The organism is Psychromonas sp. 14N.309.X.WAT.B.A12 (genome assembly GCF_030397575.1).
GTDB lineage: Bacteria > Pseudomonadota > Gammaproteobacteria > Enterobacterales > Psychromonadaceae > Psychromonas.
Genome location: NZ_JAPNXS010000004.1, coordinates 228,627 through 255,233, shown reverse-complemented (window position 1 = coordinate 255,233; position 26,607 = coordinate 228,627). Strand labels below are relative to the sequence as shown.

The 26,607-nt window shown below is 38.0% G+C and carries 22 protein-coding genes and 1 tRNA gene; 11 read left to right on the top strand and 12 right to left on the bottom strand.

Features of this window, described 5'->3' with window-relative positions; translation table 11 throughout:
* Positions 1–8 precede the first annotated feature (8 nt).
* The 3 genes from sdhA to sdhC are packed head-to-tail and all read right to left on the bottom strand — an operon-like array spanning position 9 to position 2,488.
* Positions 9–1,775, bottom strand: coding sequence for a succinate dehydrogenase flavoprotein subunit (gene sdhA / locus OW492_RS07600; RefSeq protein WP_290039331.1), 1,767 nt, complete (start codon positions 1,773–1,775; stop codon positions 9–11).
* Entirely contained in the window at positions 1,776–2,120 is a 345-nt protein-coding gene (gene sdhD / locus OW492_RS07595) for a succinate dehydrogenase, hydrophobic membrane anchor protein (protein ID WP_290039330.1), read from the bottom strand.
* Positions 2,114–2,488 (bottom strand): succinate dehydrogenase, cytochrome b556 subunit, encoded by a 375-nt coding sequence (sdhC, locus tag OW492_RS07590; RefSeq protein ID WP_290039329.1) that lies wholly within the window; start codon positions 2,486–2,488, stop codon positions 2,114–2,116. The genes sdhD and sdhC overlap by 7 nt, the downstream gene beginning before the upstream one ends.
* A 368-nt stretch (positions 2,489–2,856) precedes the next feature.
* Here sdhC and gltA point away from each other — a divergent pair, with 368 nt between their 5' ends.
* Positions 2,857–4,134, top strand: a complete 1,278-nt coding sequence (gene gltA, locus OW492_RS07585; protein WP_290039328.1) for a citrate synthase — start codon at positions 2,857–2,859, stop codon at positions 4,132–4,134.
* Between the two features lie 84 nt (positions 4,135–4,218).
* Positions 4,219–4,929, top strand: coding sequence for a leucyl/phenylalanyl-tRNA--protein transferase (aat, locus tag OW492_RS07580; RefSeq protein WP_290039327.1), 711 nt, complete (start codon positions 4,219–4,221; stop codon positions 4,927–4,929).
* A 225-nt stretch (positions 4,930–5,154) separates the two neighbouring features.
* On the opposite strand, the gene OW492_RS07575 is transcribed toward aat, so the two are convergent.
* Positions 5,155–5,553 (bottom strand): CBS domain-containing protein, encoded by a 399-nt coding sequence (locus OW492_RS07575; RefSeq protein ID WP_290039326.1) that lies wholly within the window; start codon positions 5,551–5,553, stop codon positions 5,155–5,157.
* 122 nt (positions 5,554–5,675) lie between these two features.
* Between OW492_RS07575 and OW492_RS07570 the strand changes: the two genes are divergently transcribed.
* The gene (locus OW492_RS07570) at positions 5,676–6,221 is read left to right on the top strand and encodes a DUF2058 domain-containing protein (protein WP_290039325.1); all 546 of its coding nucleotides are present in this window, start codon (positions 5,676–5,678) and stop codon (positions 6,219–6,221) included.
* Between the two features lie 103 nt (positions 6,222–6,324).
* The gene (locus tag OW492_RS07565; RefSeq protein ID WP_290039324.1) at positions 6,325–8,646 is read left to right on the top strand and encodes a PilZ domain-containing protein; all 2,322 of its coding nucleotides are present in this window, start codon (positions 6,325–6,327) and stop codon (positions 8,644–8,646) included.
* Between the two features lie 99 nt (positions 8,647–8,745).
* Here OW492_RS07565 and serB read toward each other — a convergent pair whose 3' ends face one another.
* Entirely contained in the window at positions 8,746–9,765 is a 1,020-nt protein-coding gene (gene serB / locus OW492_RS07560; protein ID WP_290039323.1) for a phosphoserine phosphatase SerB, read from the bottom strand.
* 127 nt (positions 9,766–9,892) lie between these two features.
* Between serB and OW492_RS07555 the strand changes: the two genes are divergently transcribed.
* From OW492_RS07555 to OW492_RS07535, 5 genes are all read left to right on the top strand, one after another.
* On the top strand, positions 9,893–10,543 hold the full coding sequence (locus OW492_RS07555; RefSeq protein WP_290039322.1) for an AhpA/YtjB family protein: 651 nt from the start codon (positions 9,893–9,895) through the stop codon (positions 10,541–10,543).
* 117 nt (positions 10,544–10,660) lie between these two features.
* Positions 10,661–10,736, top strand: a tRNA-Val gene (locus OW492_RS07550).
* Positions 10,737–11,600: 864 nt separating this feature from the next.
* Entirely contained in the window at positions 11,601–13,199 is a 1,599-nt protein-coding gene (locus tag OW492_RS07545) for a glucan biosynthesis protein G (RefSeq protein WP_290039321.1), read from the top strand.
* Positions 13,187–15,340, top strand: coding sequence for a glucans biosynthesis glucosyltransferase MdoH (gene mdoH / locus OW492_RS07540; protein ID WP_290039320.1), 2,154 nt, complete (start codon positions 13,187–13,189; stop codon positions 15,338–15,340). Before OW492_RS07545 ends, mdoH begins: the two co-directional genes overlap by 13 nt.
* A gap of 127 nt (positions 15,341–15,467) precedes the next feature.
* On the top strand, positions 15,468–17,018 hold the full coding sequence (locus OW492_RS07535; protein WP_290039319.1) for a glucan biosynthesis protein: 1,551 nt from the start codon (positions 15,468–15,470) through the stop codon (positions 17,016–17,018).
* 120 nt (positions 17,019–17,138) lie between these two features.
* On the opposite strand, the gene OW492_RS07530 is transcribed toward OW492_RS07535, so the two are convergent.
* From OW492_RS07530 to OW492_RS07505, 6 genes are all read right to left on the bottom strand, one after another.
* On the bottom strand, positions 17,139–17,681 hold the full coding sequence (locus tag OW492_RS07530) for a GNAT family N-acetyltransferase (RefSeq protein WP_290039318.1): 543 nt from the start codon (positions 17,679–17,681) through the stop codon (positions 17,139–17,141).
* Between the two features lie 124 nt (positions 17,682–17,805).
* On the bottom strand, positions 17,806–19,074 hold the full coding sequence (locus OW492_RS07525; protein ID WP_290039317.1) for an ArgE/DapE family deacylase: 1,269 nt from the start codon (positions 19,072–19,074) through the stop codon (positions 17,806–17,808).
* Positions 19,075–19,190: 116 nt separating this feature from the next.
* Positions 19,191–20,249, bottom strand: coding sequence for an extracellular solute-binding protein (locus tag OW492_RS07520; RefSeq protein WP_290039316.1), 1,059 nt, complete (start codon positions 20,247–20,249; stop codon positions 19,191–19,193).
* A 22-nt stretch (positions 20,250–20,271) separates the two neighbouring features.
* Entirely contained in the window at positions 20,272–21,066 is a 795-nt protein-coding gene (locus OW492_RS07515) for an ABC transporter permease (RefSeq protein WP_290039315.1), read from the bottom strand.
* The gene (locus tag OW492_RS07510; RefSeq protein WP_290039314.1) at positions 21,063–21,959 is read right to left on the bottom strand and encodes an ABC transporter permease; all 897 of its coding nucleotides are present in this window, start codon (positions 21,957–21,959) and stop codon (positions 21,063–21,065) included. The genes OW492_RS07515 and OW492_RS07510 overlap by 4 nt, the downstream gene beginning before the upstream one ends.
* A 4-nt stretch (positions 21,960–21,963) precedes the next feature.
* On the bottom strand, positions 21,964–23,058 hold the full coding sequence (locus tag OW492_RS07505) for an ABC transporter ATP-binding protein (RefSeq protein WP_290039313.1): 1,095 nt from the start codon (positions 23,056–23,058) through the stop codon (positions 21,964–21,966).
* A gap of 157 nt (positions 23,059–23,215) precedes the next feature.
* Between OW492_RS07505 and OW492_RS07500 the strand changes: the two genes are divergently transcribed.
* Positions 23,216–24,025, top strand: a complete 810-nt coding sequence (locus OW492_RS07500) for a helix-turn-helix transcriptional regulator (RefSeq protein WP_290039312.1) — start codon at positions 23,216–23,218, stop codon at positions 24,023–24,025.
* Between the two features lies 1 nt (position 24,026).
* Here OW492_RS07500 and OW492_RS07495 read toward each other — a convergent pair whose 3' ends face one another.
* Positions 24,027–24,953, bottom strand: coding sequence for a LysR family transcriptional regulator (locus tag OW492_RS07495; RefSeq protein WP_290039311.1), 927 nt, complete (start codon positions 24,951–24,953; stop codon positions 24,027–24,029).
* Between the two features lie 156 nt (positions 24,954–25,109).
* Between OW492_RS07495 and OW492_RS07490 the strand changes: the two genes are divergently transcribed.
* Entirely contained in the window at positions 25,110–26,567 is a 1,458-nt protein-coding gene (locus OW492_RS07490) for an NAD-dependent succinate-semialdehyde dehydrogenase (RefSeq protein ID WP_290039310.1), read from the top strand.
* Positions 26,568–26,607 lie beyond the last annotated feature (40 nt).

The window sequence follows — 26,607 nt, the reverse complement described above, 5'->3', positions numbered from 1 at the left end:
TAAACCTTCTAGTAAACACGCGCTTTAGGGGGGAAAGCTTCACGTAGTACTGGCGCCATATTAACGTCACGTTTACACATACTTTCTGTTTCTGCGATATACATACTGTGATGTAACCAGTTTGCATCATCACGATCAGGGAAATCGAAACGGCTATGCGCACCTCGACTCTCTGTACGGAAATTAGCTGATTTAGCAGTTGCCAAAGCAGTTTCCATCAAATTATCTAACTCTAAACATTCGATGCGATCAGTATTAAATTCACTACTCTTATCGCTTAATTTAGCATTTTTCAAACGCTTACGAATGTTTTCAAGTTCAGCAAGACCTTCTGCCATCGCTGGACCATCACGGAATACACCGAAGTTATTCTGCATACACTCTTTTAGGTCTTTACGAATTTCGTTAGGGCATTCAGTACCATCACCATTTTCCCAACGATTATAACGCTCTAATGCAGCTTCAATATTTGCTTCAGTTGGTGCTTTAGAAGTGTTTTCAACGCTCAATACTTTGCCTAAGTGTTTACCGGCTGCACGACCAAATACCACTAAGTCTAGTAAAGAGTTACCGCCTAAACGGTTAGCGCCATGAACAGATACACATGCGATTTCACCTACTGCAAATAACCCTTTCACTTCTACATCTTTACCATCTTTATCAAGTTTCAATACTTGACCATTAACAGTTGTAGGTACGCCACCCATCATGTAATGACAAGTAGGAATGATCGGAATTGGTTCATGTACTGGATCAACGTGTGCAAAAGTACGTGATAATTCACATACTCCTGGTAAGCGACTTTCTAGCACTTCTTTACCAAGATGATCTAATTTTAATTTAATGTGTGTACCCCAAGGTCCATCACAGCCACGGCCTTCACGGATTTCGATCATGATTGAACGAGCAACCACATCACGACCCGCTAAATCTTTAGCATTAGGCGCATAACGCTCCATGAAGCGTTCACCATCTTTATTTAAAAGGTAACCACCTTCACCACGACAGCCTTCAGTAACGAGTGTTCCTGCACCTGCTATACCGGTTGGGTGAAATTGCCACATTTCCATGTCTTGTACAGGCACGCCTGCACGAAGAGCCATACCAACACCATCACCAGTATTAATATGTGCATTAGTTGTTGATGCATAAATACGACCCGCACCACCTGTAGCAAGCACGGTAGCCTGTGCTTTAAACATGCACACTTCACCGGTTTCTATTTCAATAGCAGTACAACCAACAATATCGCCATCATCATTTTTAACTAAATCAAGCGCATACCATTCCGAGAAAACGGTTGTTTTATTTTTAATATTTTGCTGGTAAAGCGTATGTAACAAGGCATGACCTGTTCGGTCTGCTGCTGCTGCAGTTCGCGCAGCTTGTTCACCGCCAAATTCTTTAGATTGACCGCCGAATGGACGTTGGTAAACTGAACCATTTTCAAAGCGAGAAAATGGTAACCCCATATTCTCAAGTTCACGTACCGCCTCAGGGCCTTCATTACACATATATTCGATAGCGTCTTGATCACCGATGAAATCTGAACCTTTAACGGTATCGTACATATGCCACTGCCAATCATCTTCATGTGCATTACCTAGAGCAACGGTAATACCACCTTGAGCAGATACAGTGTGTGAACGCGTTGGAAATACTTTACTAATCAACGCACAGCTTTTGCCTTCTTGCGAAATTGATAATGCTGCGCGCATACCTGCACCACCAGCACCAATCACAATCGCATCAAATTCTCTAATTGGTAAACTCACTTAAACACCCCACAAAATTACAAAGCCAAAAATAACATACGCAAATGCCACTGTTGTTAGCACAAATTGCAATGTGCCACGTAATAATGTGCATTTAACGTAATCGGTCAGTACTTGCCATAGTCCAATCCATGCATGTACTAACATTGCAACTAAAGCTAACAGGGTCATCACTTTAGTAAATGTTAATGAGAAAAAGCCTGTCCAAACTTGATAAGTCAAATCAGCAGTTGCCACAAAACCCACAAGATACAAAATGTAGGCTAATAAAATAACTGCACTGGCACGTATCAGGATGTAATCATGTACACCACTGCGTCCAAAAGTACCTGCGATGTTTACCATACTAAAATCCCCGCTAATATTGATAATACAACAGTGATACCGAAGCCCACTTTTGCACTTAATGAAGCACTGTCTAACTCTTCCCAATGACCCAAGTCTTGAATCATATGGCGAACACCAAATACCGCATGGTATGCCAAGCCAGTTAATGCTCCCCAAAAGATAAACTCAACGATAAACATATCAAGGTAACCTTGCACACGTTGGAAATCTTCAGCGGATGATAATGAACAGTTTAGAAGGATGAGGAATATTGCTAAAGCAATAAAAACGATGATCCCAGATACACGATGCAAAATAGAAGCAATGGCGGTAATGGGAAATTTAACCGTGGATAGGTCTAAGTTTTTGGGTCTCTCTTTGCGCACAATTTATCTCTTTATTAATGGCCAAAAGTTAGGGGTTGGTTTACAGACGCTATTGTTATCACAATGTTAACAAGTTGTGATGGTCAATTCTATCTTTTGTGAGCTAAGCACGAAAAAAAATGAACTTTGTGACAGATAAAACACAAAAAATAATTAACTCAAACATCAGGATATCAGAGACTTGAACGAACTTGTAGTACTAATTTTCCTAATAGATTTTAAGGTGTCAAAGACGCCTAGTAACTCGCAAAGTTTAAATGTTAAATTTGACAAGCTTAAATTTAGACTGTAAAAATATGCCATCAAAAAACAGTCTAAAGAATACAGAATATAAGAATCATTATAATTTACAGACAAAGGGGAAAATAATGTCGGATAAAATCGCAATACTTCAGTTACCAGGGCAAGAGCCTGTTGAACTTCCTATCCATAAAGGATCTGCTGGTAACGATGTAATTGATATCCGTAGCTTAGGTCAATCAGGCTACTTCACTTACGATCCTGGTTTTCTAGCAACAGCTTCTTGTGAGTCTGCAATTACTTACATCGATGGTGAAAAAGGTATTTTGTTACACCGCGGTTACGCAATCGACGAATTAGCAGATAAATCAGATTACCTAGAAGTATGTTACCTATTACTAAATGGCAAACTTCCTTCAGCAGATGAATTTGCTAAATTCAAACATACTGTATTACATCACACTATGTTACATGAGCAACTTGTAGCATTCTATCGTGGCTTCCGTCGTGATTCACACCCAATGGCTATTATGGTCGGTGTAGTTGGTGCCTTATCAGCCTTCTACCATGACTCTCTTGATGTGGCGAACGAATCTTGTCGTGAAATTGCAGCTTTCCGTCTAATCTCGAAAGTACCAACGCTTGCTGCAATGAGTTACAAATATTCGGTTGGCCAACCATTTATGTACCCAGATAACACATTATCTTACGCGGGTAACTTCTTAAAAATGATGTTTGGTATTCCATGTGAAGAATACGTAGTTAATCCTGTACTTGAGAGTGCAATGGATAAGATTTTAATCCTTCATGCTGATCATGAACAAAATGCTTCTACTTCAACAGTACGTTTAGCTGGTTCTTCTGGCGCAAACCCATTTGCTTGTATTGCAGCTGGTATTGCATCTTTGTGGGGCCCTGCTCACGGCGGTGCAAACGAAGCTTGTTTAGAAATGTTAGAAGAAATTGGTACCGTTGATCGTATTCCAGAATTCGTTGCTAAAGCAAAAGATAAAAATGACCCATTCCGTTTAATGGGCTTTGGGCATCGTGTATACAAAAACCATGATCCACGTGCCACTGTAATGCGTAAAACATGTCATGAAGTACTAGAAGAATTAAATATCGACGATCCATTGTTAGATGTTGCGATGGAATTAGAGCGCATTGCTCTTGAAGACCCATACTTCATTGAGAAAAAGCTATATCCGAATGTTGATTTCTATTCAGGTATCGTATTGCGTGCAATGGGCATTCCTCGTACTATGTTTACCGTTATCTTTGCGGTATCTCGTACTATTGGTTGGATTTCTCACTGGAAAGAGATGCTAGATCAACCTGGCCAAAAAATCGGTCGTCCTCGTCAGTTATACACTGGCCAAACAGATCTAAAGTACCCTGAAAAATAGATACAAGTAGTATCACGTAGTGGTATCAAATAAAAACAAGCCAGTCATGTGACTGGCTTTTTTGATGGAGCTTATAAATAAACAATGACTAAACGTTTAATTGTTCTTTCTGAAGATAACCTATCATTCCCAGATCCTGAAAATGCATTAGACGATCCTGATGGCCTACTTGCCATTGGAGGAGACTTATCTGTTGCACGTTTACATAACGCATATCAACATGCGATTTTCCCTTGGTTCTCTGAAGGTGAGCCCATTTTATGGTGGAGCCCTAAACAACGTGCAGTGATCAAACCACAACAGGTTCATATCAGTAAAAGTATGGCTAAATTTATTCGTCAAACCGCACTAACACTGACTATTAATCATGCCTTTGTTGATGTGATTAATGCCTGCTCTATGCCTCGTAAAACACAAGCGGAAACATGGATCAGCTCCGATATTATTAAGGCATACCATCAATTACACCTACAAGGTAAAGCACATTCAGTTGAAGTTTGGCTTGATAATAAATTAGTTGGCGGTTTATATGGAGTGAATGTGGGCAGTGTTTTCTGTGGCGAATCGATGTTTCATCAACATAGCAACGCATCTAAATTGGCTTTTATTGGATTATGCCAACATTTTCAACATCATGGCGGAGAAATTATTGATTGCCAAATGATCACTGCACATCTAACAAGCCTTGGTGTTAAAGAAATATTAAGAGGTGATTTTCTTGAACAGCTTAATCAATACAAAACGTCTAAAGTTGAAGCACAATGCTGGAAACCACAAAGTATATTATTGGGATAACGCAATAATATATTCTGATTAAACCTGGATTTTGCTAAAGATTAATACGGCGTACTATTAAAATACGCTGTATTAATGATTATTTAATTGTCTCTTATTAACTAAGGCTAAGTATTTAAGTATTTAAGTATTTAAGTATTTATATTCATTAAACCCTTTTATTTTTAGTACTTTAAGCGCCCTGTTTAGAAATAAATATTTAAGACTGACTTATCACTATTCAGTTTAGAGTTGAGTTTTTATGGCACCAAGCACCATTTTACGAGTGATTAATCCAACATAGACCTTGTCTTCATCTAATACTGGGTACATTTTAGGTTTCTCATTGATCATCTTTTGCGCTAAGTCGACAATACTTAATGTAGAAGGAATACTTAAAGGAGCACCAGACATAACATCCTCAACTAAAGCAGAATGATCACTGTAATAACTTGCTTCAATTAATTTAGCTAAACAATCTTGTTCAGACAACCAACCTACAACATGTCCTTCAGAGTTGACCACGGGTCCACCAATTAAATTAGATGCTAAAAGCTTGTCCACTGCTGTTTGTAAATTCATTTCTTTAGTAAATGCAATCGTCTTACCTGACATGAATTTCTTCACCTGTAAATTATCTAACATATTCAGATCCCTCATTTTTTATGTTGTTTTTTAAATCTAGACCATTTTAATCACAAAGTCGACATAGCACATTCTATAGTGTGATAAACTAATCTTTTCAAATTTTACCAAAGGGTTTCAATATGGCTTCATTACAAGATCAATTAATGAATTCAGGATTAATCAATAAACAAAAAGCGAAACAGGCGCAAACTGAAAAACGCCGTCAAGCGAAACAAAAAAAGAAAAAAGGCACTGTCGCTGTTTCTGATCTTCAAAAAGCAGTACAAGAAAAAGCAGAATTGCAAAAACAAAAAGATTTAGAAAATAATCAACAATCGCAACAAGAGCTAGCAGCACGTGCCGCACATGGCAAGCTAATACAAATGATTGCACAACATTGTGAAAAGGATTATCAAGGCGAACTGGATTATCATTTCACCTATGACAATAAAGTGAAACGTATTGCTGTAACACCTAAAATTCAACAAGGCTTAATTAAGGGTAGTTTTGCAATTTGTGTTTTAAACGATGAGTTTTATTTAATTAATAAAGAAGCAGCAGAAAAGTTACGTGCCATTGATGAGTCAGTATTAGTTGCATTACACGACCAAAGTGAAAATGACACTGCAACTGATGAAGATGATCCGTACGCAGAATTTGCAATTCCTGATGACTTAATGTGGTAGATAGCCACTATAAATGACTTATTGCTAGTGGTAAGTAAATTAATTACTATCTACTTACCACCATATTTCAACGCTTTACCGAATACATGAGATACTAATATTTATGAACTTTAAGGATTACCAACCTCAAATCAATGCATTGATTCCCTATAGAAATAAACCAGATTTTAATAGCATGCTTGATAAGATATTTTTTGGGGAAAGTAATAGCGATAAATTCCTAATTAAGATGGAACTCAATCGTCTTGTTAAACCTTGTACACGGATTATCGATTTACGTGAAAAAGTCATAGAAAAAACCGATCAATATGTACATTTTGAAATCACCCACTACCTTACCTTATCGGCAAATAGAGCTCTTAAATCAGCAATTAAGCTATACGGAGGTTATACAGTCGGTGCTTATGAACATGTCATCGAGCATGTACAAAAAGTAAAGCAGATTCAAAATGCAAAAGCACTACAAGCCAGTGCGACTGAAATAAATGAAAATATCACTGAAAACATAGAATTAAATAATCATCGCAGGCAAGCGGCTGCACGTATGTTTTTTGTGTCTAAGGTCAGTATCATATTAGCGGATGGTACCAACATCGAAGCTGCTACCTCTAATATTTCAGTAACTGGTATTAAAGTTAAATTACCTGAACAAGAACAATACTTAGAAGAGCAGTTAGTTAAAGTCATGTTTACTGCTTTAGGCAGTGAATATAAAGACAAAGCCATCACCAACCGTAAAATTTGCTACCGTTTAGTTAAACAACAGCAAGAACGAACTGGGTTTTATCTTTACCTCAATTTAGAAGATGACAAACCTGAATTTGTTAAATTTATTCAAGGGTTTATACGTGCCAACCAGCATAAGTATAAGTTAGATGTACTGTATTACTTTAGCATTGCGCGTGAAAAAGCATTAAAGAATAGCACCTTAAATGCATTAAACACCTTACCGATTTTTCTAAATAGCAATCAAGAAAAGCCGATTCTTTTTATGCTGCGAAATGCAGTAAATAAAGAGATTCTGAATCAATGGCGTTGTAATAATACCAATCAAATGCCCTTTCTGTTTACTGCTCAACGTTTAAAATCCTTTGTGGATTTGTCTCAACCTAAAATGAGCACTACAATTTACAGCTTTACCTACATTAAAGAGGGTGAAGAATATCTGCTATCTGCTACAGAGCAAGAGCTACAACAAAGTGGCTTAAAACATCTTTTTATTGAATATGGTAGAAGCAAGACTAATTGGCACTGCTACCACCTAACACTGCAAGAATACACCTATGAAGCCATCAAAAATTACAAGCTAACGGATGTGCGCCCTAAAATTTTTAATGATATCACTCATGTTGCAACGTTAACTGAAATCGCAACACATGAAATGATAGAAATTGATCCAAGAGCAGAAAAAGGTAACCCCAATTTACTCAATAAGTTTGTTCATAAAGATACCGAGAAAGGCTTTACTCCCACTTATGACCTATTTCCAGATGAATTACGTAAAGAAGAGCGCTACAGTTATACAAGTAATATCGAACTCAAAGTCGCAGAGCAAGTATTAGCCGCGAAAGTCGTTGATTTTTCAGGGTCTGGTTTAAAGATTGAATTAGCAACCCCTAAAGCGATTGCCAAGCGTAGTCTGGTCAGTATTAATTTTATTGATTTACAAAAAGTCACAAAACAGTTCACTTTAGCAAACATTAATTACCGCGTTGTTTCAGCCAGTGCAAAGCATATTTATCATTTACAAATAGCTTCACGTGATAGCTATATGACAATGCAGCAATTCTTTAGTTTACTAGTGAGAAGTAACCCTGCCCACTTTAACGAAATCCCATTAAAGTCATATAAACAACCGGTTACACCGCGCTTACATGAGGCAGCAGAGGTCGCATTACATCCTGCTTTTTTCTATGTTTCAATCATTAATGGTAAGCCTAAAATTAGCTTTTCTTCAATTACGAGTACTTCATCCGCACTGAAACAAATTTTTAACTTTGACTGTAAAAGCAATAATCAAAATAACCATATTCCGCTATCCAATAATCGATTACTCGATCGTCTCTTGGTTACGCCATTGCGACACACTAATCTTGGTGAAACCGTCTCCAATTTTGAACGCACGCTGTACGTCAAAAAAATTAAAGATGATAATAATAAGTGGTCTATTGAAACTTATTTAGATGAAGATTTTGAGTCTGAATTTGCTAAACGTGAATTTATTGTTGAACATAAAAAACTTGAACAGTTGCAGATACTTCACTATCGATTAAGCACTATTGATATCCCTAATTTGGCATTAGTTAAATCAGAATTAGATATTATCTCTTGCCATGCTATGCACCTTAGTAAGCGTTTAGAAGAAGAGTTATTAAATGTGAAAGCAATCATACAGGTCATAGATAGAACAGAACAAGTGTTGTAGCCGTTGCTTTTGAAAGTATGTGGGTTGTTAGATTTGTTACCAAGCACAGGGAAATGTAAAGGTTGAGTAGCCTTTTAAGTAGCTACTCAACATATAAGACTAAGCTAAAGGTAAAGAAGCTTGTAACAAGCCTAACGCCCCTTCCAAATCTAAGTGATTAAGGGCCACAGAAGCTTTCTCTTGTACAATCGGTTTAGCATGAATGGCAATGCCTAAAGAAGAAGCAGCCATCATAACCAAATCATTAGCGCCGTCGCCAATCGCAGCAGTTTGAGACATAGGTATATCAAACTGTTCAGCCAACTCATTTAAGGTACGTGCTTTAACATCTGCGTTAACAATCTCGCCAATAACTTGACCGGTTAATGTATTATCTACAATCTCTAGGGTATTAGCATAGGCAGCATCAAACCCGTGATCGTCCTTTAATCTGTTAGCAAAATAAGTAAAGCCCCCCGATGCAATCGCTACTTTCCAATTTGCAGCTTTTAATCCTGCAATCAGTGCTAATAAACCAGGCATTAATGGCATATTATCAGCGACCTCTTTAATCACACTTTCTGGTGCATTCGCTAATTTACCAACACGAGTACGTAGACTTTCATTAAAGTCTAACTCACCTCGCATTGCAGCGGCTGTTACCGCAGAAACTTGATCACCCACACCATATAAACGTGCAATTTCATCAATACACTCAATTTGAATTGTCGTTGAATCCATGTCCATTAGGACTAAACCCGGCTTAGAAAAATCTGGTAATTTAGCTACCAAAGCAAAGTCACAACCCGTATCAGTAGCAAACTGCTTAATCACTTCTTGTAACTCATCTTTTGTTTTATCTAAAGATAACCTAACTAAATCAACCCCTTCGACTTGGCTTAAATGGTTCAATTGTGCTTTAGACACTGACTGCTTAATTAATAAATTAGTTAACGTTATCAGTGTATTTGTGTTTAAATCTCTTCCCATTAAGACTAACTCAGATTGAGTAGCTATATCATTTGAGCCATTAATCAAGAATAATGAATGGTTATTTTCAATCATTGACTGTAAATCAGATTTCCATTGCATAATTGAAAGAGGGTTTGAAGGGAGTTGAAGTGTTATAGTCGTTTGCACTGTAATATGCCTATGGGTTAATTGATGTAAAATTCTGTTATAAAAATAGAATAAAAAGATGAGTCACAAGATAACGATTGCTAATTTATAATGCAAGTAGAGATAGTGTAACGTAAGGGTTAAAGATATGGGTAAAAAAATTTTTTGGATAGTACGACTGTCACAAATAGCCGCAATACTGTGTCTATTTGCGATCATTGCTTTCCAATTTAACAGCCTACAAAATGAATCCAACGGTGTTCGTTACCAACAAACAGAAAAATTTTCCTATTCATTGACTAACCTTGCAGCAGCTGAAGCTTCGCGCTATCTAGCCCAACAAAACCAAGAAGATTTAAAGTTATTAATAGATGATTTAAGCGACGATCCTATTGTTCGAGACGCAACTATCTATGATGAATTTGGAAAAATTATTTATCAATCAGAACAAGTGCTTCCTTTACCTGAATTACTACAATTGAATGATGAAGGCTCACATGCTGTTGATGGTGTGATTCCACATATTGCAGAGCTTTATTCTGATCAGACAAAAATTGGTTATATTCGTGTGACATTAGAACAGGGAAAAATTCTAAGCTTGATCGAAACTTATCAAGAGCGCGGCCTGTCTATTTTGAGCCTATTAACCTTGTTAGCTTTTATAGCTGGTATGTTATTAACCATCGTTTGCTATAAAAGAGTTAATATTATTTACAAACAATCCTTAGCAGAGATACCTAAATTGATTGAGCGTACCAAATCAGAAGCCGCCAAATGGCAGAAAACGGAGGATAAATAAACACTTAAGCCTTTCGCCGCACAAAAATACATCAAACAGTCTAAACTTAGTAAAGTTTTATTGACAGTCTCACCAAGATGTCGCAAAATCACTTTGCTTTCAACAGCTTCTTAATAAGCTCGCTTAACTCAGTTGGTAGAGTGCCGCCATGACATGGCGTAGGTCACTGGTTCAAGTCCAGTAGCGAGCACCACTTTTTAGTCTCAAACCGCAACAAACATATTTTGATTTAACAAGCGAATACCCTATTTTTGTTTAAAACACCTAAACCTCTGTTAAATTTTACTTTTAATAAAAACTCAAAGTAATATGACTAAAACTATCTATTGTTCAATTAGCTAGTATCTATATTTCCTATATTGATATTTAATGCTCAAATACACACCTTCATGTTACAAAACACCTCTCTCCTTAGATCAGTGCCTTTGAGCATACAGACTACACTAAATTATGACCTTATCCCCTGAACGGGGTAAGTAAACTCATCTCTTGCTAATGAACTCCACACCTAAAACGGCAGAAACTAACATAGTAAATTTGAACACATCTAGTTATTGAATTAATAACACTCTCCAATTAATTGGTAAAAAAGTGCTTTTCATTTTTAGAATACGATTTGCTAAATTGCCAACATAGCGCTGCTAAACAGCAAGAAGAAAATAAAAAATGATAATCAACCTGATGATGCCAGGCACAAACAACAATAAATTAGTTACTTTAACTTGATGTTATTAATGAAAATATCGAGAGTTTTAAATTTAATATTTTTTAAATGAAACTATTAAACCTATGTGCAGTCTTTATTAATAGTATGTATTCATCATAAACACAACAAGTTAAACGATAAACATTCTCATTATGAAAGCCATCGAGAATTGACTTTTAATTAATGTGTGATTGATGTTAAATGTTCATATTATAGCCAAATAAAAAAGCTTTCTATTTATTTATATAAACCTAGTTTCACATTAAATAAAAATGTAAACCACTTATTAGTAACATCTTATTGTCATCTATTAGTTAATATATTTTGGTCATCACTGGAGAGTTAAATTATATGCCATTGTTATCTACAAGCATGCGTCATTTTACTTTAAAAAAATTGATAGTAGTAAGCAGTTTGTTGCCCGGTTTGGCAATCTCTGATACCACTTTTATTAATGAGACTTTACCAAGTGCACAAGCGGCAGACACGCCGAATATCATCTATGCAGTAAATGGTGAATTTAATCGTAATACGGTAATTAATTTAGCGCGTGATTTGGCTAAAGAGTCATATCAAGAGCCTGACTCTACACTACCTGCTGAATTACAAGACCTAAACTATGACCAGTACCGAGATATCCGTTTTAACCCAAATGCGTCTATTTGGAAAAATCAATCATTACCTTTTCAAATGCAACTATTTCATCGCGGCTTTTACTTTAAAGAAACGGTAGAGGTAGCTATCGTTGAAAATGGCCAATCACAGCATTTACGTTATAACCCTGAAATGTTTACTACAGGAGAAGTAATGCAACGCGCCTTGCCTAATGCTGATGTTGGTTTTGCAGGTATTCGTTTACATAACCCTTTAAATTCAACAGATTACTATGATGAAGTCGCAGTGTTTCAAGGTGGCAGTTATTTCCGCTCTCTCGGTAAACATCAAGGTTATGGTTTATCAGCACGTGGTTTGGCTCTGAAAACTGCCGATCCTGAAGGCGAAGAGTTTCCCGCTTTTCGCGCATTTTGGATTGAGAAACCAGCCAATGATAATAGCTCGATCGTTGTTTATGCCTTATTAGATAGTCCAAGTACCACAGGTGCTTACCGCTTTACTATTCGCCCTGGCGATAATACTGTGATGGATGTTGAAGCCACCCTATTTCCTCGTGAAGATTTAGATAAAGTAGGCCTCGCGCCCGCAACCAGTATGTTTATGTTTTCTTCTTACGACCGAGACCAAGTAGATGACTTTCGTCCTCGTGTTCACGACTCAGACGGATTATTGATGATTAACGGCCGTGGAGATAGATTATGGCGCCCTTTACGTAACCCTAATAACCTAGAGGTCAGTGCGTTTAGTGATAATGGTCCCCTTGGTTTTGGTTTAATACAACGCAACCGTGATTTTAATAATTTTCAAGACTTAGAAGCTAAATATGAGCAACGTCCTAGTTTATGGGTTGAACCTTTGGGAGACTGGGCAAGAGGCTCTGTTGTATTAGTTGAAATCCCAACAGACTCTGAAGTTAACGATAATATTGTTGCTTATTGGGCACCTAACGAGGTGATACCTGCAGGCTCGGAATACCATTTTGCTTATCGTTTATTGTGGGGACAAGCTCCCTCTGCGAATAAAGGTGAAGCGATCGTTGAAGCAACACGAAATGGTCGAGCAAGTATTAATGGTCCAACTGAAAAACGTTTGTTTGTTATTGACTACCGTTTTCCAAATCCAACTGACAACACCAACAATCAAAACCCTACTGCGCACATCGAAAATACAGCGGGTGAAATCCATAACGTGGTTGTCGCTAAAAACCACAATAATGGATACCGCGTCACTTTTGAACTTGATCCACTTGATGCAGAATTAATTGAATTGAGATTGGACTTACAGTTTACCGATGGTAGAAAAGCGGAAAATTGGATGTATCAATGGACAAAATAATAGATAAAAATGCAGCTCAATCAGTGTGGAAATCCGTGGAACCTGGCATGCCAGATGAGCATTTCAAAGAGATGCCTATTCAGTCATTAAGCCAGTTTGATGCCAGCAGTAAACGGGCTAGCGTTAATCCTAATGGGGTTAGTTCTCAAGTGCTAAGAAGATGGGTCGTGCTAGGGTCATCATTGTTATTGTCTGTTTGGGGCATTAATGAAATGCATGCGGTGCTAGGGGCGAACAACATGACCTTTATCCAATATGTATTTCTGGTTTTATTCGCCTTAACCTTTAGTTGGATCACCATCTCTTTCAGTGCGTCGATTGTTGGCTTCTTTTTAGTGTGCAAACAACGCCGTAGCAAGCCTAAACGTTTAACCAATCAATTAGCGGGTCGCACTGCGGTATTGATGCCAACCTATAATGAAGACCCTGACCGTATTTATGCCTCTATTGAAGTGATGGCAACGGCTATTTATCAATCAGAAGAAACCAATGCCTTTGACTGGTTTGTTATTAGCGATACCACAGACCCAGAGGTTGCGTTAAAAGAGGAAGCTTGCTTTCACCAGCTGCGCGAGCGGTTAGACAAGGATATCAATGTTTATTACCGCCGACGTCAAAAAAATACAGCCAGAAAAGTAGGTAACATTACAGATTTTTGTACTCGTTGGGGAGCAAATTACGATCACCTATTAGTGCTAGATGCTGATAGTTTGATGGAAGCAGATACCATGTTGGAATTAGCTCGTCGTATGGAAGCAGATCCCGATGCGGGTTTGATTCAAACCATACCACAACTGATTAACGGCACAACATTAATGGCAAGATTACAACAGTTTGCCGCTTGTGTTTATGGCCCTGTTGTTGGTGGTGGTCTTGCTTGGTGGAGTGATAAAGAAGGCAATTTCTGGGGACATAATGCCATTATTCGCACTGAAGCACTGATGTCTGCTGCTGGTTTGCCCAGTATTAAAGGTGCACCACCCTTCGGTGGCCATATTTTAAGTCATGATTTTGTTGAAGCCTCTTTAATTAGACGAGCAGGCTGGAGCGTCACCATTGCAGCGGATCTCTATGGCTCTTTTGAAGAGTGCCCTCCCTCTATGACTGACTTAGCTATTCGTGACCGTCGCTGGTGCCAAGGTAACCTTCAACATGGTCGTATTATTACGGCAAAGGGTCTACATTGGGTGAGTCGTTCGCATCTATTAACGGGGATCATGTCCTACATCTCTTCCCCATTATGGTTGATGTTGATTCTTGTTGGTTTAGCACTGTCATTACAGGCGGAATATATTCGCCCTGAATACTTTGGTGATGAATTTTCATTATTTCCAACTTGGCCACAAATGGATGCGGCTCGCGCCTTAAGCTTATTTGCTTTTACCATGGTGATACTGTTTACGCCAAAAACCTTAGGCTTGATTTCCTACATAATTGATGGCCGATTAAGAAAAAGCTGCGGTGGTTTTTTCATGTTAATCATCAGCTTTATTGTAGAAGTTATTTTATCAGCGATGGTCGCGCCTATTATGATGCTTATTCATACTGGCGCTGTTTTGTCGATTTTAATGGGTCAAGACTCAGGTTGGAATCCGCAACGACGTGACGATGGTAGCTTGCCCATTAAACACCTAATTTACCGACACCGTTGGCACATGATTGCAGGACTATTACTCACCCTTGCAGGTTACCTCAACTCATTAGCTTTATTAGCTTGGCTATCACCTGCCATTATCGGCATGTTGTTATCGGTACCTTTATCTATGTTTACAGGATCATGGGCCGTTGGGGATTTTATTAAAAGATGCAGAATATTGTCCACACAGTATGAAAAAGCAGAGCCAAACATTCTAAAAGCAATGAATGAAGCAAGAAGTATTTATGAGCAGTCGGTGAATGATGCTCCTGATTTAGCTCGAATGGCTTCAGATCCTAAATGGTATGCACGTCACCTCGCAGTAATCGACGCAATTCCCATTAGAAAGGCTGGACAAGTCGATATCATTGAAGCCACAGCCACAATGAAAATATCCGATGCAAAAAATGTAGCTGAAGCAGTTAGTTACCTTAATAAACAGGAGCAAGCCTATGTACTGGCAACACCTGATTTATTTAAAGCATTGTCGGCTTTAGCGAGATAAACCTATCAAACATGATCATTATTTAAAAACACATATTTAGTTAAAGCTATTTCTAAAATAGTTCAGAGAGTTAATAAATGAAGTGTGGAAAACACGCACGTTTTAGAGTCAACTTATTGGAGTTTTTATGAAATCACAATTACTTGCCGTCATCATTATTTTTACATCAGCTTCTATCTCTATGCTGTCCTCGGCAGCAGAAGTGTTAGATGGAAGGGAGTTTACCTTCGAAGACTTAAAAGCACTTGCCAAAGAGGCTGCAAGCAAACCTTACTCTCCATCGGTCAACCCTGCCCCAGAGTTAATCGATAAAATGACTTATGACCAACACTGGAAAATAAGTTTTAAGAATGAAAAAACCCTCTACCCAAGTGGGAAAAATTCGCCCGTACAATTATTTTACCCCGGACGATATTTTCCAGACCCAGTGAGAATCTACATCAGAGACAATAAAAACTGGGTTCAATCCGTACCTTTTAACAATGAATTTTTTGATATGCCGGCTGATAGCCCAGCCCACGACCTACCTGAAGGCTTTGGATTTGCAGGCTTCAGAATCATGCGTCCGAAGATGGAGCCTGATTGGATATCATTTCTTGGTGCATCCTACTTTCGTACCGATGGTCCTGAAAGGCAATATGGGTTATCAGCCAGAGGTATTGCTATCAATACAGGCATGAGCCAACCTGAAGAGTTCCCGCGTTTTTCTGCATTTTGGCTTGGCCCTGCAGAACAAGAAGGAGAAAGCTTGTCGGTTTGGGCATTACTTGAAGGGCCTTCCATTACTGGAGCCTATCGTTTTGGCTTAAGTAAAGATAACAAAAATGCAAAAGGGCATATTACCTCTGTGAGCGCTAATTTATATATGCGTGCAGATGTTGAACGATTAGGCATCGCACCGTTAACCAGTATGTATTGGTACTCAGAAACCAATAAAACCATCGCTAAGGACTGGCGTCCTGAGATTCACGACAGTGATGGTTTGGCTATCCACACAGGTACAGGGCAACATATTTGGCGTCCACTAAATAACCCGAAGTCAGTATCCACCAATAGTTTTATCGATGAAAATCCAAAAGGATTTGGACTCATTCAAAGAGACCGTAATTTCAATCACTACCAAGACGACGGCGTATTTTACCATAAGCGCTCTTCAGCTTGGATTAAACCTCTTGGAAATTGGGGTAAAGGTGCCGTTCAATTAATCGAAATTCCAACAAAGGATGAAACCTTCGATAATATTGTTGCTTACTGGGTACCTGAGAAACCCGCTCGTAAAGGCGATGAGTTTAGTTTTTCCTATGATATTGAGTGGCGTCCACTAGATCCAAAATCACAAGCCTTAGCAAGTGTAGTCAGTACTCGACAAGGTTTAGGCGGAATTCCAGGGCAACCAATACCTGAAGACATCAATAAAATGGTCATTGATTTTGAAGGGCCTGTACTGGAAGGGCTTGATCGAGACAGTGAGATTCAACCTATTGTTGAAGCCAGCAACGGTGAAATTCTAGAACCTATACGCGCTTACCCGATTGTCGGTACAAACCAATGGCGATTAACCTTTGACTATAAACAGGTTAATAAAAACCCGGTGAGTATACGAGCTTACTTAGCTGATAAAAAAGATCAAGCGATAACAGAAACGTGGGTAAGTGATGCAACAGTCACTATTAAATAAGCTCCATTCTATATGGCCAAAATGATATAAGATCATCTAATGTTTAATTTACGTGGCAGATTCATTCTTGAACTGCCACCATAAACATAATAAAACCTGAGCAATTCAATCTTTATCTGCTTAGCAATCAATCTCTGAATATTGCATAATTTGATTGGTTAAGTTGCTTTGAAAACTAACATAAAGTGCTTCTGTTAATTCTGGGTAAGACATAATGACTAGCGAATGTGGCTCAGTCTCATTACGATAGGATGGGTGGATATGCTCTTTATCGCTAACCACAAAACCAAGGCGCTGATAAAAGGCTTTACGCTTTTTAGAGACGGTATCCACGGGCGGATCTATTTCTAACAAAATGGTTTTATCTGCAACCTTCTTAAGGTGTTTTAAAGTACGAGTCCCTAAACTTTTCCCCCTTGCTAAAGGCGTAATAGCAAAATGCTCAATATAAATAAAATCTTCTTTATTCCACGTGAGTAAAATTCCTAACAGATCCCCTTCTACCTTTTTAATAACAATAAAATGGTATTCACTGTCAGTTAAAGCAGCGACCTGATCATACTTCGCTCTTCTTTCAAAAACCGGAAAGCTCTTTTCATAAATTGCAAAAGCTTTTTCAAAATCAGGATGATGCTTATCCTCTATTCTTTCGAACATTAACATAGTTTTTACCTTATTATCGCCAACAAAAACTCCCTGAGATGTTGGCTATGACTTTAATCAGAAACAGCCGATTAAGCACTATTTACTGCTGATGGCATAAGCATCTATAACTTATTACCATTAATTATATTTTCTCTAAACCACACCAGTTAGCAATAAACACAGCTAAGACCTGTGCAACTTGTACTGTGCTGTTAATAGATACTCGCTCATTAAAACCATGTATGTTTTCAGCAACAGGACCATAGCAAGTAGCAGGTGTGTTTCCGTATAACTGAAAGAAACGTGCATCAGTTGTACAAGTTACAGCTAATGTTTCGCAATCTTTATTCGCGACAATGCGGTGTGCTTCTTTGATTGATACAATTAATGGAGCCTCTTCTTCGATGGCACAACCTTCAGCTTGGAAACCTGTATAACAAAGCTCAACCTTGATATCACTTGCAACATCCGCTTCGTTAATAGTTTGTTGTAATTTTTCTTTAACATATTCAAGCGACATTCCTGGATAAAAACCCACACGAAAATCAGCCTCACAATAACAAGCAACCGTTGAAGCCCAGTCCCCTCCTTGTACTTTACCAAGATTAAAATTGATAGGATGATCATGTCCGCTGTAACAAGGATGACGATGCTCGTGTTTATTCCACTCTTCTTCTAATGCTTTTAATTTATTTGTCACCACGTATAGCGAATCAAATACGTTACTACCATTTGAAGTATCGAGTACGTGTGCAGGTTTACCTGTTAATTTTAACTGAAACCACATCACCCCTAATTGAGCAACAAGACAAGACTGCCCGAAAGGCTCAGGGATAACAGCCGCATCGGCAGTATAACCAGCATCTAGGCACGCTAGTGCGCCATTACCGGTACACTCTTCTTCTACTACGCTTTGTAAAATAACTTCAGCTGCAGGTTGATAGCCTAAATCTTTTAATGCTGCAAAGGCATTACAATAGGCAACAATTCCTGCTTTCATGTCGCCACTACCACGCCCATAAAACCAGTCGCCCTGTACATGTGGTGAAAAAGGATCAACTTCCCAAAGGTGACGTGGTCCAGTAGGAACAACATCCATATGGCCATTTAAAATAAGTGACTTACCCACTGTATTTTTAGGCTTATGAATGCCCACTACATTAACTCGACCATCAGTATCATGAGTCACTGGTGGTGAAAAACCTGGTAAGCTAGCCAATTTTTCAAGGTCAATAGTTACCTCTTCAACTTCGGTGCCTAACTCTATAAAGGTTTCTTTAATAATAGATTGCGCATGCTGTTCATTACCTAAAGTACTATCAGAAGACACTAAGTCAGTTAATTCATGAATAATATTGTCACGCCTATCTTCTACAGCTTTGAGGATTGCATTTAATAATGATTTATCCATTTTACTTTTCCCTATTGAGGAATTAGACGTTCTTGCAAGGTAATTAGTGAAGAACCATTTTATAAATTGAAGTAAAGGTGGATTAACATCTCAGCTATTCCACCATACCAGCCAAACTATCTTAATAAGTTAGTCCATAAGCGGTCATATAATTTAACGACTTCAGGACTACATGGTGGTACAAATTGTGGTGTTGCAGTACCTTCAGGAAGGTTTAATTCATGCGCGCCTTTAAACTCTTTTACAAGGTAAGCGTCAGCACCTTTCACACCGGGTGTATAACCTGTGACATTAGAAATAGCGGCTGCATTTTCAGGGTCTAGCATAAAGTTTAAGAACAATTTTGCATTCTCAATATTTTTTGATCCTTTTAACACAACAAGGTTGTCGGCCCATGCTGTCATCCCTTCTTTAGGATAAGCATACTCTAAGGTTGGTTTTTCTAAACGTGCTTGCAATGCCATACCATTCCATGACATTGATGCGGCAGCATCTCCTGAAATCAACATCTCTTTTGCACCATCAGACGCAATACTTAACCAGTGTTCTTTCGCTTCGCTTAACAGATCATTTACTTCACTTAATTGTTGACGATTACTATTACAAATTTCATAACCTTTATAACGAAGTGCTGCATTAATGACTTCGTTCACATCACGGAATATGTTAATTTTGCCCTTAAGCTCCTCAGGTGGATTAAATAAAATATCTAAGGTATTAATATCACCATCGTACACTGCTTTATCAACGACAAATGACGTAGTACCAGCTTGGTAAGGTACTGAATATTGATGACCAGGATCATAATAAACATCTATTAATTCTTCCTTAACGTTACTAAAATTATCTAATTTAGACGCTTCGATATTTTCAAGTAACCCTTCATCAATCATAATTTTAACCATATAATCGCCCGGAACAGCGACATCATAGCCCGTAACGCCAGACTTTAATTTAGACAACAATGTTTCATTACTATCATATGTGTCGTAAGTTATCTTGATATCGTACTTTTTAGAGAACTTATCTAATACCGCTTGATCCATATAATCAGACCAGTTATAAATATTTAATTGCCCTGCAGCATTAGCTGCTGTTGCCCCTAATAAACTCGCCGTAACAGCCATTGCCAATACTTTTGCCTTATAGGGAAATATACCTTTTACTTTTAACATAATAGAACTCCTTTCATTTAGTTTATGTAGTACTTTTACTTGAACGATTGCACCACCAAGAGGCAGTAACAAACAAAATTGAAATCAATAATAAAATAGTCGATATAGCGTTAATTTCTGGTGTTAATCCAATGCGTAACATACTGTAAATGGTCATTGGTAAAGTGCTTGAGCCCGGTCCAGCAACCATATTAGCGACGATAAAGTCATCTAATGAAACAACAAACGCAAGCATCAAACCAGAGACGATACCCGGCATAGCCATTGGCAAAGTAACATGACGGAATGCCTGCCAGCGTGAGGCGTATAAATCATAGGCAGCTTCATCAAAACTCTGCTTGATATCCTTTAGTCGTGTTGAAATAGGCAAGTACGCAAAAGGAATACAAAATACAATATGAGCTAATAAAATCGTTCCTAATCCCAAGGTCATATCGATAGCAATGAAGAAGATTAAACTTGCTACTGCCACTACAATCTCCGGCAGTAGCAAAGGTAAGTTGATCACTCCCACGACTATTTTTTGCTTTCTTAATGGTGCACCTCTTAACATCCCCATCGCTGCAGCAAGTGCGATTAATGTCGCAATTGAAGAGGCTAAGACGGCGATTAATAAAGAGTTCATCGTGGCATTTTGAATAGCAGGGTTACTAAATGCTTTTATGTACCAATCAAATGTAAACTCTCCCCACGTAGTAATCGAACGTAACGAATTAAAAGAATACAAACTAATAACGATAAGTGGCGTATACAAAATAAATAAACATAATATGGTGATTGGTTTAGTACCCGGGTAATAACTTATGCTGTGTTTCATTGTTGCTCTCCTTTTTTACGTAGAGAGAAAATCAGTAAAGTGATCAGTATGATGGTTAATAGAATAATCGCGATGGCTGCACCAAATGGCCAGTTACGTGAACCTTGGAATTGTAATGCAATCAAATTACCTATCATTAATTGTTTCCCACCTCCTAATAAATCTGGCGCAATAAATGAGCCAATTGAAGGGATAAATACCAATAAACAACCCGCATAGATACCATTCGATACACTTGGTATGAGTACATTTTTAAGCGCAGCCCAACGACTTGCATAAAGGTCATGTGCAGCAGTTAAAAGTGACATATCAAAACGAGACAACGCGGTATAAATTGGCAACACCATAAAGGGCAAGAAGGAATAGAATAGTCCTAGTGATACAGCAAACGGAGTGTAAGCTAATTTGATAGGCGTATCGATCCAATCTAAGTACATTAAAAACTCATTGAGCGGACCTTGATCTCTAATAATGAATAACATGGCAATGGTACGTACTAATAAATTAACCCAGTAAGGGATAGTGATTGCGAATAACCATAAGCTTTGAGTATTAGCAGGCCTTGTGGCAATAAAATAAGCGGTAGGAAAACCAATCATAAAGCACAATAAGGTGGCGATAGCGGCTTGTAAAAACGAACGTCCAAAAATCTCTAAGTATGCAGAAGTAAATTGTAGCTCTTCAGTTAAAAAATCTTCTTGAAATAAAAACTGTTTATAAGCATCTAATGAAAATACCCATTCCACTCCGCCGTATGTACCCGGTTGTAAAAATGAATAAACAAATACAATTGAGATGGGTATCAGTAGGAAAAAACCGATCATCAACATCGAAGGAGAAATCAGGCCATAACGCACTTTCTCTTCTTTTGATAATTTAAATATATTCAACATCCCCCTACCCCCTAATTAAACGAGCTGTAGATAGATCGAAACTAATATTTACTTTATCGCCCTGCTCAAAAGTCTTTTTCTCACTAGTAATATTTTGACTACGTATTAATAATTCACAGCCCGTATTAAGAGTCACAATATATTGTGTATCAGTCCCCATATAAATGCTTTGTTCAACAATCGCAGTGAGTGGGGTTTCTCCGGTCAAAGGGCCAATCGTAATACGTTCAGGTCTGATTGATAACTTTGCAGTTGGGCCTAAAAATAGTCGATTAAAGTAAGGTACCTGAATAACAGCACTGTCGTGGTGCTCTGTATCGTATGCCTGAATAGTGACATCAGCAGAATGTTCTCCTTTCTTTAACACATTAACGTTTAATAGATTTGTTTCACCAATAAAATCAGCTACAAATTCATTTACTGGCTCTTCATAAATTTCTGATGGTGTGCCTAATTGTTGTAAGTGCCCTGCTGACATGACAGCAATGCGATCCGACATGGTTAATGCTTCCTCTTGATCATGGGTCACAAATACAAATGTAATACCTGTTTGTTGCTGAATTTTTTTCAACTCTAAACGCATGTTTTGACGTAATTTAAGATCCAATGCAGAGAGAGGTTCATCTAATAATAATAATTTTGGTCTGGGTGCTAAGGCTCTCGCTAAGGCAACTCGTTGTTGTTGTCCACCAGATAATTGATTAGGTTTACGGTCAGCAAATTTTTCAAGCTGTACTAGTGCTAACATTTCGTCGGCACGTTTAACTCTTTCCGCTTTTGCAACACCTTGCATTTTTAAACCAAATTGCACATTTTCATGGACGGTTAAATGTGGAAAAAGTGAATAATGTTGAAATACAGTATTAATTGGACGTTTATTGGCTGGCAGGTTTTCTATTTTTTCATCAAACAACTCGATAACACCTGTGCTGGTTTGTTCAAATCCCCCTAATAGGCGCAATAAAGTCGTTTTCCCACATCCTGAAGGACCAAGTAGTGTAAAGAATTCTCCCTCTTGAATATCAAAAGATATTTCATTGAGAGCCTGAAAGTCTTTAAACTTTTTGGTCACTGACTTAAGCGATATTGCAGTCGTCATAATAAGTTCCTTTTTCAACTTTATTTAGCCATCAAACAAAAACATAACCCGAATATTATGGAATTAATCATAAAACTTGTTCAGTAAGGGGTATATAACCCCAGTGTGGTATGGTTTAATAAATATACATAATTTAATTATTTGATTAGGTAAAGGAATGCAAATAACCAGCAACCTGCAAAGCAAGCAAGATAAGGCATTAGGCGAGTTAGTGCGTCACTTGGATACCGCGAACTTTCCTGAAGCATTAAGTCACTTTGTAAGTAAGATTGTCACTTTCGATAACATGATCATCATTGCTTATCATAAAGATCACAATCCCGAAGGGTTATATCGAGAGAGCAATGATGACAACGTTTATAATCAAGTAGATAACTACTATGTTAAAGCGGCTTATTTATTAGATCCTTTCTATGAAGGGGTATTAGGAGGAATACAATCAGGTATTCATCGTATCTTTGATCTTGCGCCAGACCAATTCAAACAAACGACTTACTTCAAACAATATTACAGTAACACTACCTTAGTGGATGAATTTGCTCTGTTTTATGGGATTGCTCATGAAACAACCTTAACAGTCTGTTTTGGTAGAGATGAGAGTAGCGGCGTTCAATTTAGTAAAGGTGAGCTGAAAAGAATTAAATCCTACGAAACTATATTGTCAAGATTATGTGCATTCCATTGGCGACACTATAAACCTAAAGAGGGCATAAATATTGTCCTGCAACCAGTCACCCAACGCCTAAGAGCGACCTTAAAAGAACAACATGATATTAGTCTCAGTCCAAGACAAGCGGAAGTTGCGCTGTATATATTACAAGGCCATTCCTCGCTTTCGATATCCCTTAATTTAAATATTAGTAAGGAAACAGTTAAAGTATTTCGTAAACAACTTTATGCAAAATGTAATATCAGCTCACAAGCTGAATTATTTGCCTTATTGATGCCGATTCTCTCTTTATTGTAACTTAAACCTCATTAAAAACTCGGTTAAATACTTCGGTCAGTAATGCAACTTTATTAGCTTCACGGGGTGTTTTTTTAGCCACTAAAGATAAATTAAATGGGTAAGTTATCTCACTAGGGCGAATGATGCGCATCTCGCCTTGATTTAATTCCTCCTGAATATAACTTTGCGGCATAAACCCAATGTAACTTCCAGACATAATCATCGCTTTACGTGTATCAAATTGATACGACTTGGCCATTAGGTTTAATTTTTTCAATTGCTCACTACCAGAAGGCTCAATATCCACCCCAGGATGAATGGCAGGTACCTCAGCCAAATCAGCAGCACTAATTACAGTATCAACTTTATTAAAAAAAGGATGATCTTTACTGCAACATAAATAAACAGCCTCATCGGTAATATGTTGGTAGGTCAAGCCTTCTATTTGTTGATATCCAGGAAATAAACCAATATGTGCTTTATCTTTTAATAATGACTTTTCAATATTAGCGATAGGTTCACTGTCTAATACCAGGTGTAAGTTTGGTGAATCTTGATGAATTATTTTAATCACTTGAGATAATTTATTTTGCGTTGTTTGATTTAATTGGTCAGCACATAAAATGACTAACTCACCGCTTAATTCATTACTCAATGAGCCAACTAATAATGAAAAATCATTCAAGGAATCAAAGAGATTAATCACTGCGCGATAAACAGTGTGCCCATCCTCAGTTAAAGCAAAACCACCGCGGCCACGCAAACATAACTTCAGTTTCATACGTTCTTCAAGATTAGACATATGAATACTAATAGTAGAACGGGTGATCCCTAAAGCAGATTCGGCGGCAGAAAATCCTCCATTCTCGACCACAGAAACAAAGATCCGTAGTAAACGCAAATCATACTCTGCGATAGGTTTAGGAATTATCGACGATTTCTTCATAGTTTTACTCGCTTCAAACTTATTGTTTAAAGTTTTGTATTTAACCTTATTTTAAATTGTTATTCAATAAGCTCACAGAGCAAGTCTCGCCAATGAGACTAGTGGCAAGTTCAAACTGTTAAGCATTTTTAAACATATATAAGCTTGGAGATAACCATGAACGCATTACAAGATAAGCATTTACTCAAAACATTTTCCTACATCGATGGTAGTTGGCATAGCAGCGATTCATTCTTTAGCGTGACCAACCCAGCAACAGGCGAAGAACTTGCAAAGGTATGCAATGCTGGTGTGGCAGATACCAAACTTGCCGTAAAAGCAGCTAAAAAAGCATTAAAAAAGTGGTCGGCAAAATCAGCTAATGAGCGTTGTACTTTAATGCGAAACTGGTTCAATTTAATGATTCAACATCAAGATGACCTTGCACGTATTCTAACCTTAGAACAAGGTAAACCCTTTGCTGAAGCAAAAGGCGAGATTGGCTATGGTGCAGCATTTATAGAATGGTTTGCAGAAGAAGGCAAACGCGTTTATGGCGATACTATTCCAGGTCCATCAAGTGACAAACGTATTGTTGTTGTTAAACAGCCTGTGGGTGTTGTCGCTTCTATTACACCCTGGAACTTCCCTAATGCGATGATTGCACGAAAAGCAGCAGCTGCATTAGCGGCAGGTTGTACTTTTGTCGTTCGCCCAGCGGCATTAACACCACTTTCTGCACTCGCCATGGCTGAATTAGCAGAGCGCGCAGGTATTCCAGCAGGCGTATTCAATGTTGTTGCAGGTGATGACTCTAGAGGGATGGGTAAAGTGTTGACGCAGCATCCTGATATTGCAAAATTCACTTTCACTGGATCAACAGCAGTGGGTAAAACATTAATTGAACAATGTGCTTCAACGGTAAAAAAAGTATCAATGGAATTAGGTGGTAACGCACCTTTCATCGTCTTTGATGACGCAGATATTGACGCAGCAGTGCAAGGAGCAATGGCTTCTAAATACCGTAATGCAGGTCAAACTTGCGTTTGTACTAATCGAATTTTTGTACAACGTTCGGTATTAGAAGAGTTTACTGAAAAATTTAAAACAGCCGTTGCCAGTCTAAATATCGGTGATGGCTTAACAAAAGACGTAGACATTGGCCCAATGATTTCTTCAAGTGCAGTTGATGGCGTTGAGAAATTAGTAACCGATTCTGTTGCTTTAGGTGCTAAGGTTTTATTAGGCGGTCAACGAGATAGCGCAGGTAATACTTTTTACCAACCCACCATTTTAACTAATGTGACCAACCAAATGCCCATTGCTCGCGAAGAAATTTTTGGCCCTGTTTCTCCTATCATTGCATTCGAAGATGAAGATCAAGTGTTAGCAATGGCCAACGACTGTGAAGTCGGATTAGCCGCTTACTTTTATTCTCGTGATATTGGCAGAGTATGGCGTGTATCAGAAGGTTTAGAATACGGCATGGTTGGTATTAATGAAGCAATGATTTCTAATGCTGCAGCACCGTTTGGTGGTATCAAACAATCAGGTAGTGGTCGCGAAGGATCAAAATATGGTTTAGATGATTACTTAGAAATTAAATATTTATGTATGGGTGGTTTAGATAAATAAGCCAAGCAAACTCTCTGACAATACAAACTATAAATAGCCA

Excerpts from the sequence above, each read along its gene's own strand:
- sdhD (WP_290039330.1), bottom strand. The coding sequence starts at position 2,120 with ATGGTAAACATCGCAGGTACTTTTGGACGCAGTGGTGTACATGATTAC.
- gltA (WP_290039328.1), top strand. The coding sequence starts at position 2,857 with ATGTCGGATAAAATCGCAATACTTCAGTTACCAGGGCAAGAGCCTGTT.
- aat (WP_290039327.1), top strand. The coding sequence starts at position 4,219 with ATGACTAAACGTTTAATTGTTCTTTCTGAAGATAACCTATCATTCCCA.
- OW492_RS07575 (WP_290039326.1), bottom strand. The coding sequence starts at position 5,553 with ATGTTAGATAATTTACAGGTGAAGAAATTCATGTCAGGTAAGACGATT.
- OW492_RS07570 (WP_290039325.1), top strand. The coding sequence starts at position 5,676 with ATGGCTTCATTACAAGATCAATTAATGAATTCAGGATTAATCAATAAA.
- OW492_RS07565 (WP_290039324.1), top strand. The coding sequence starts at position 6,325 with ATGAACTTTAAGGATTACCAACCTCAAATCAATGCATTGATTCCCTAT.
- OW492_RS07555 (WP_290039322.1), top strand. The coding sequence starts at position 9,893 with ATGGGTAAAAAAATTTTTTGGATAGTACGACTGTCACAAATAGCCGCA.
- OW492_RS07545 (WP_290039321.1), top strand. The coding sequence starts at position 11,601 with ATGCCATTGTTATCTACAAGCATGCGTCATTTTACTTTAAAAAAATTG.
- mdoH (WP_290039320.1), top strand. The coding sequence starts at position 13,187 with ATGGACAAAATAATAGATAAAAATGCAGCTCAATCAGTGTGGAAATCC.
- OW492_RS07535 (WP_290039319.1), top strand. The coding sequence starts at position 15,468 with ATGAAATCACAATTACTTGCCGTCATCATTATTTTTACATCAGCTTCT.
- OW492_RS07530 (WP_290039318.1), bottom strand. The coding sequence starts at position 17,681 with ATGTTAATGTTCGAAAGAATAGAGGATAAGCATCATCCTGATTTTGAA.
- OW492_RS07525 (WP_290039317.1), bottom strand. The coding sequence starts at position 19,074 with ATGGATAAATCATTATTAAATGCAATCCTCAAAGCTGTAGAAGATAGG.
- OW492_RS07520 (WP_290039316.1), bottom strand. The coding sequence starts at position 20,249 with ATGTTAAAAGTAAAAGGTATATTTCCCTATAAGGCAAAAGTATTGGCA.
- OW492_RS07515 (WP_290039315.1), bottom strand. The coding sequence starts at position 21,066 with ATGAAACACAGCATAAGTTATTACCCGGGTACTAAACCAATCACCATA.
- OW492_RS07510 (WP_290039314.1), bottom strand. The coding sequence starts at position 21,959 with ATGTTGAATATATTTAAATTATCAAAAGAAGAGAAAGTGCGTTATGGC.
- OW492_RS07505 (WP_290039313.1), bottom strand. The coding sequence starts at position 23,058 with ATGACGACTGCAATATCGCTTAAGTCAGTGACCAAAAAGTTTAAAGAC.
- OW492_RS07500 (WP_290039312.1), top strand. The coding sequence starts at position 23,216 with ATGCAAATAACCAGCAACCTGCAAAGCAAGCAAGATAAGGCATTAGGC.
- OW492_RS07495 (WP_290039311.1), bottom strand. The coding sequence starts at position 24,953 with ATGAAGAAATCGTCGATAATTCCTAAACCTATCGCAGAGTATGATTTG.
- OW492_RS07490 (WP_290039310.1), top strand. The coding sequence starts at position 25,110 with ATGAACGCATTACAAGATAAGCATTTACTCAAAACATTTTCCTACATC.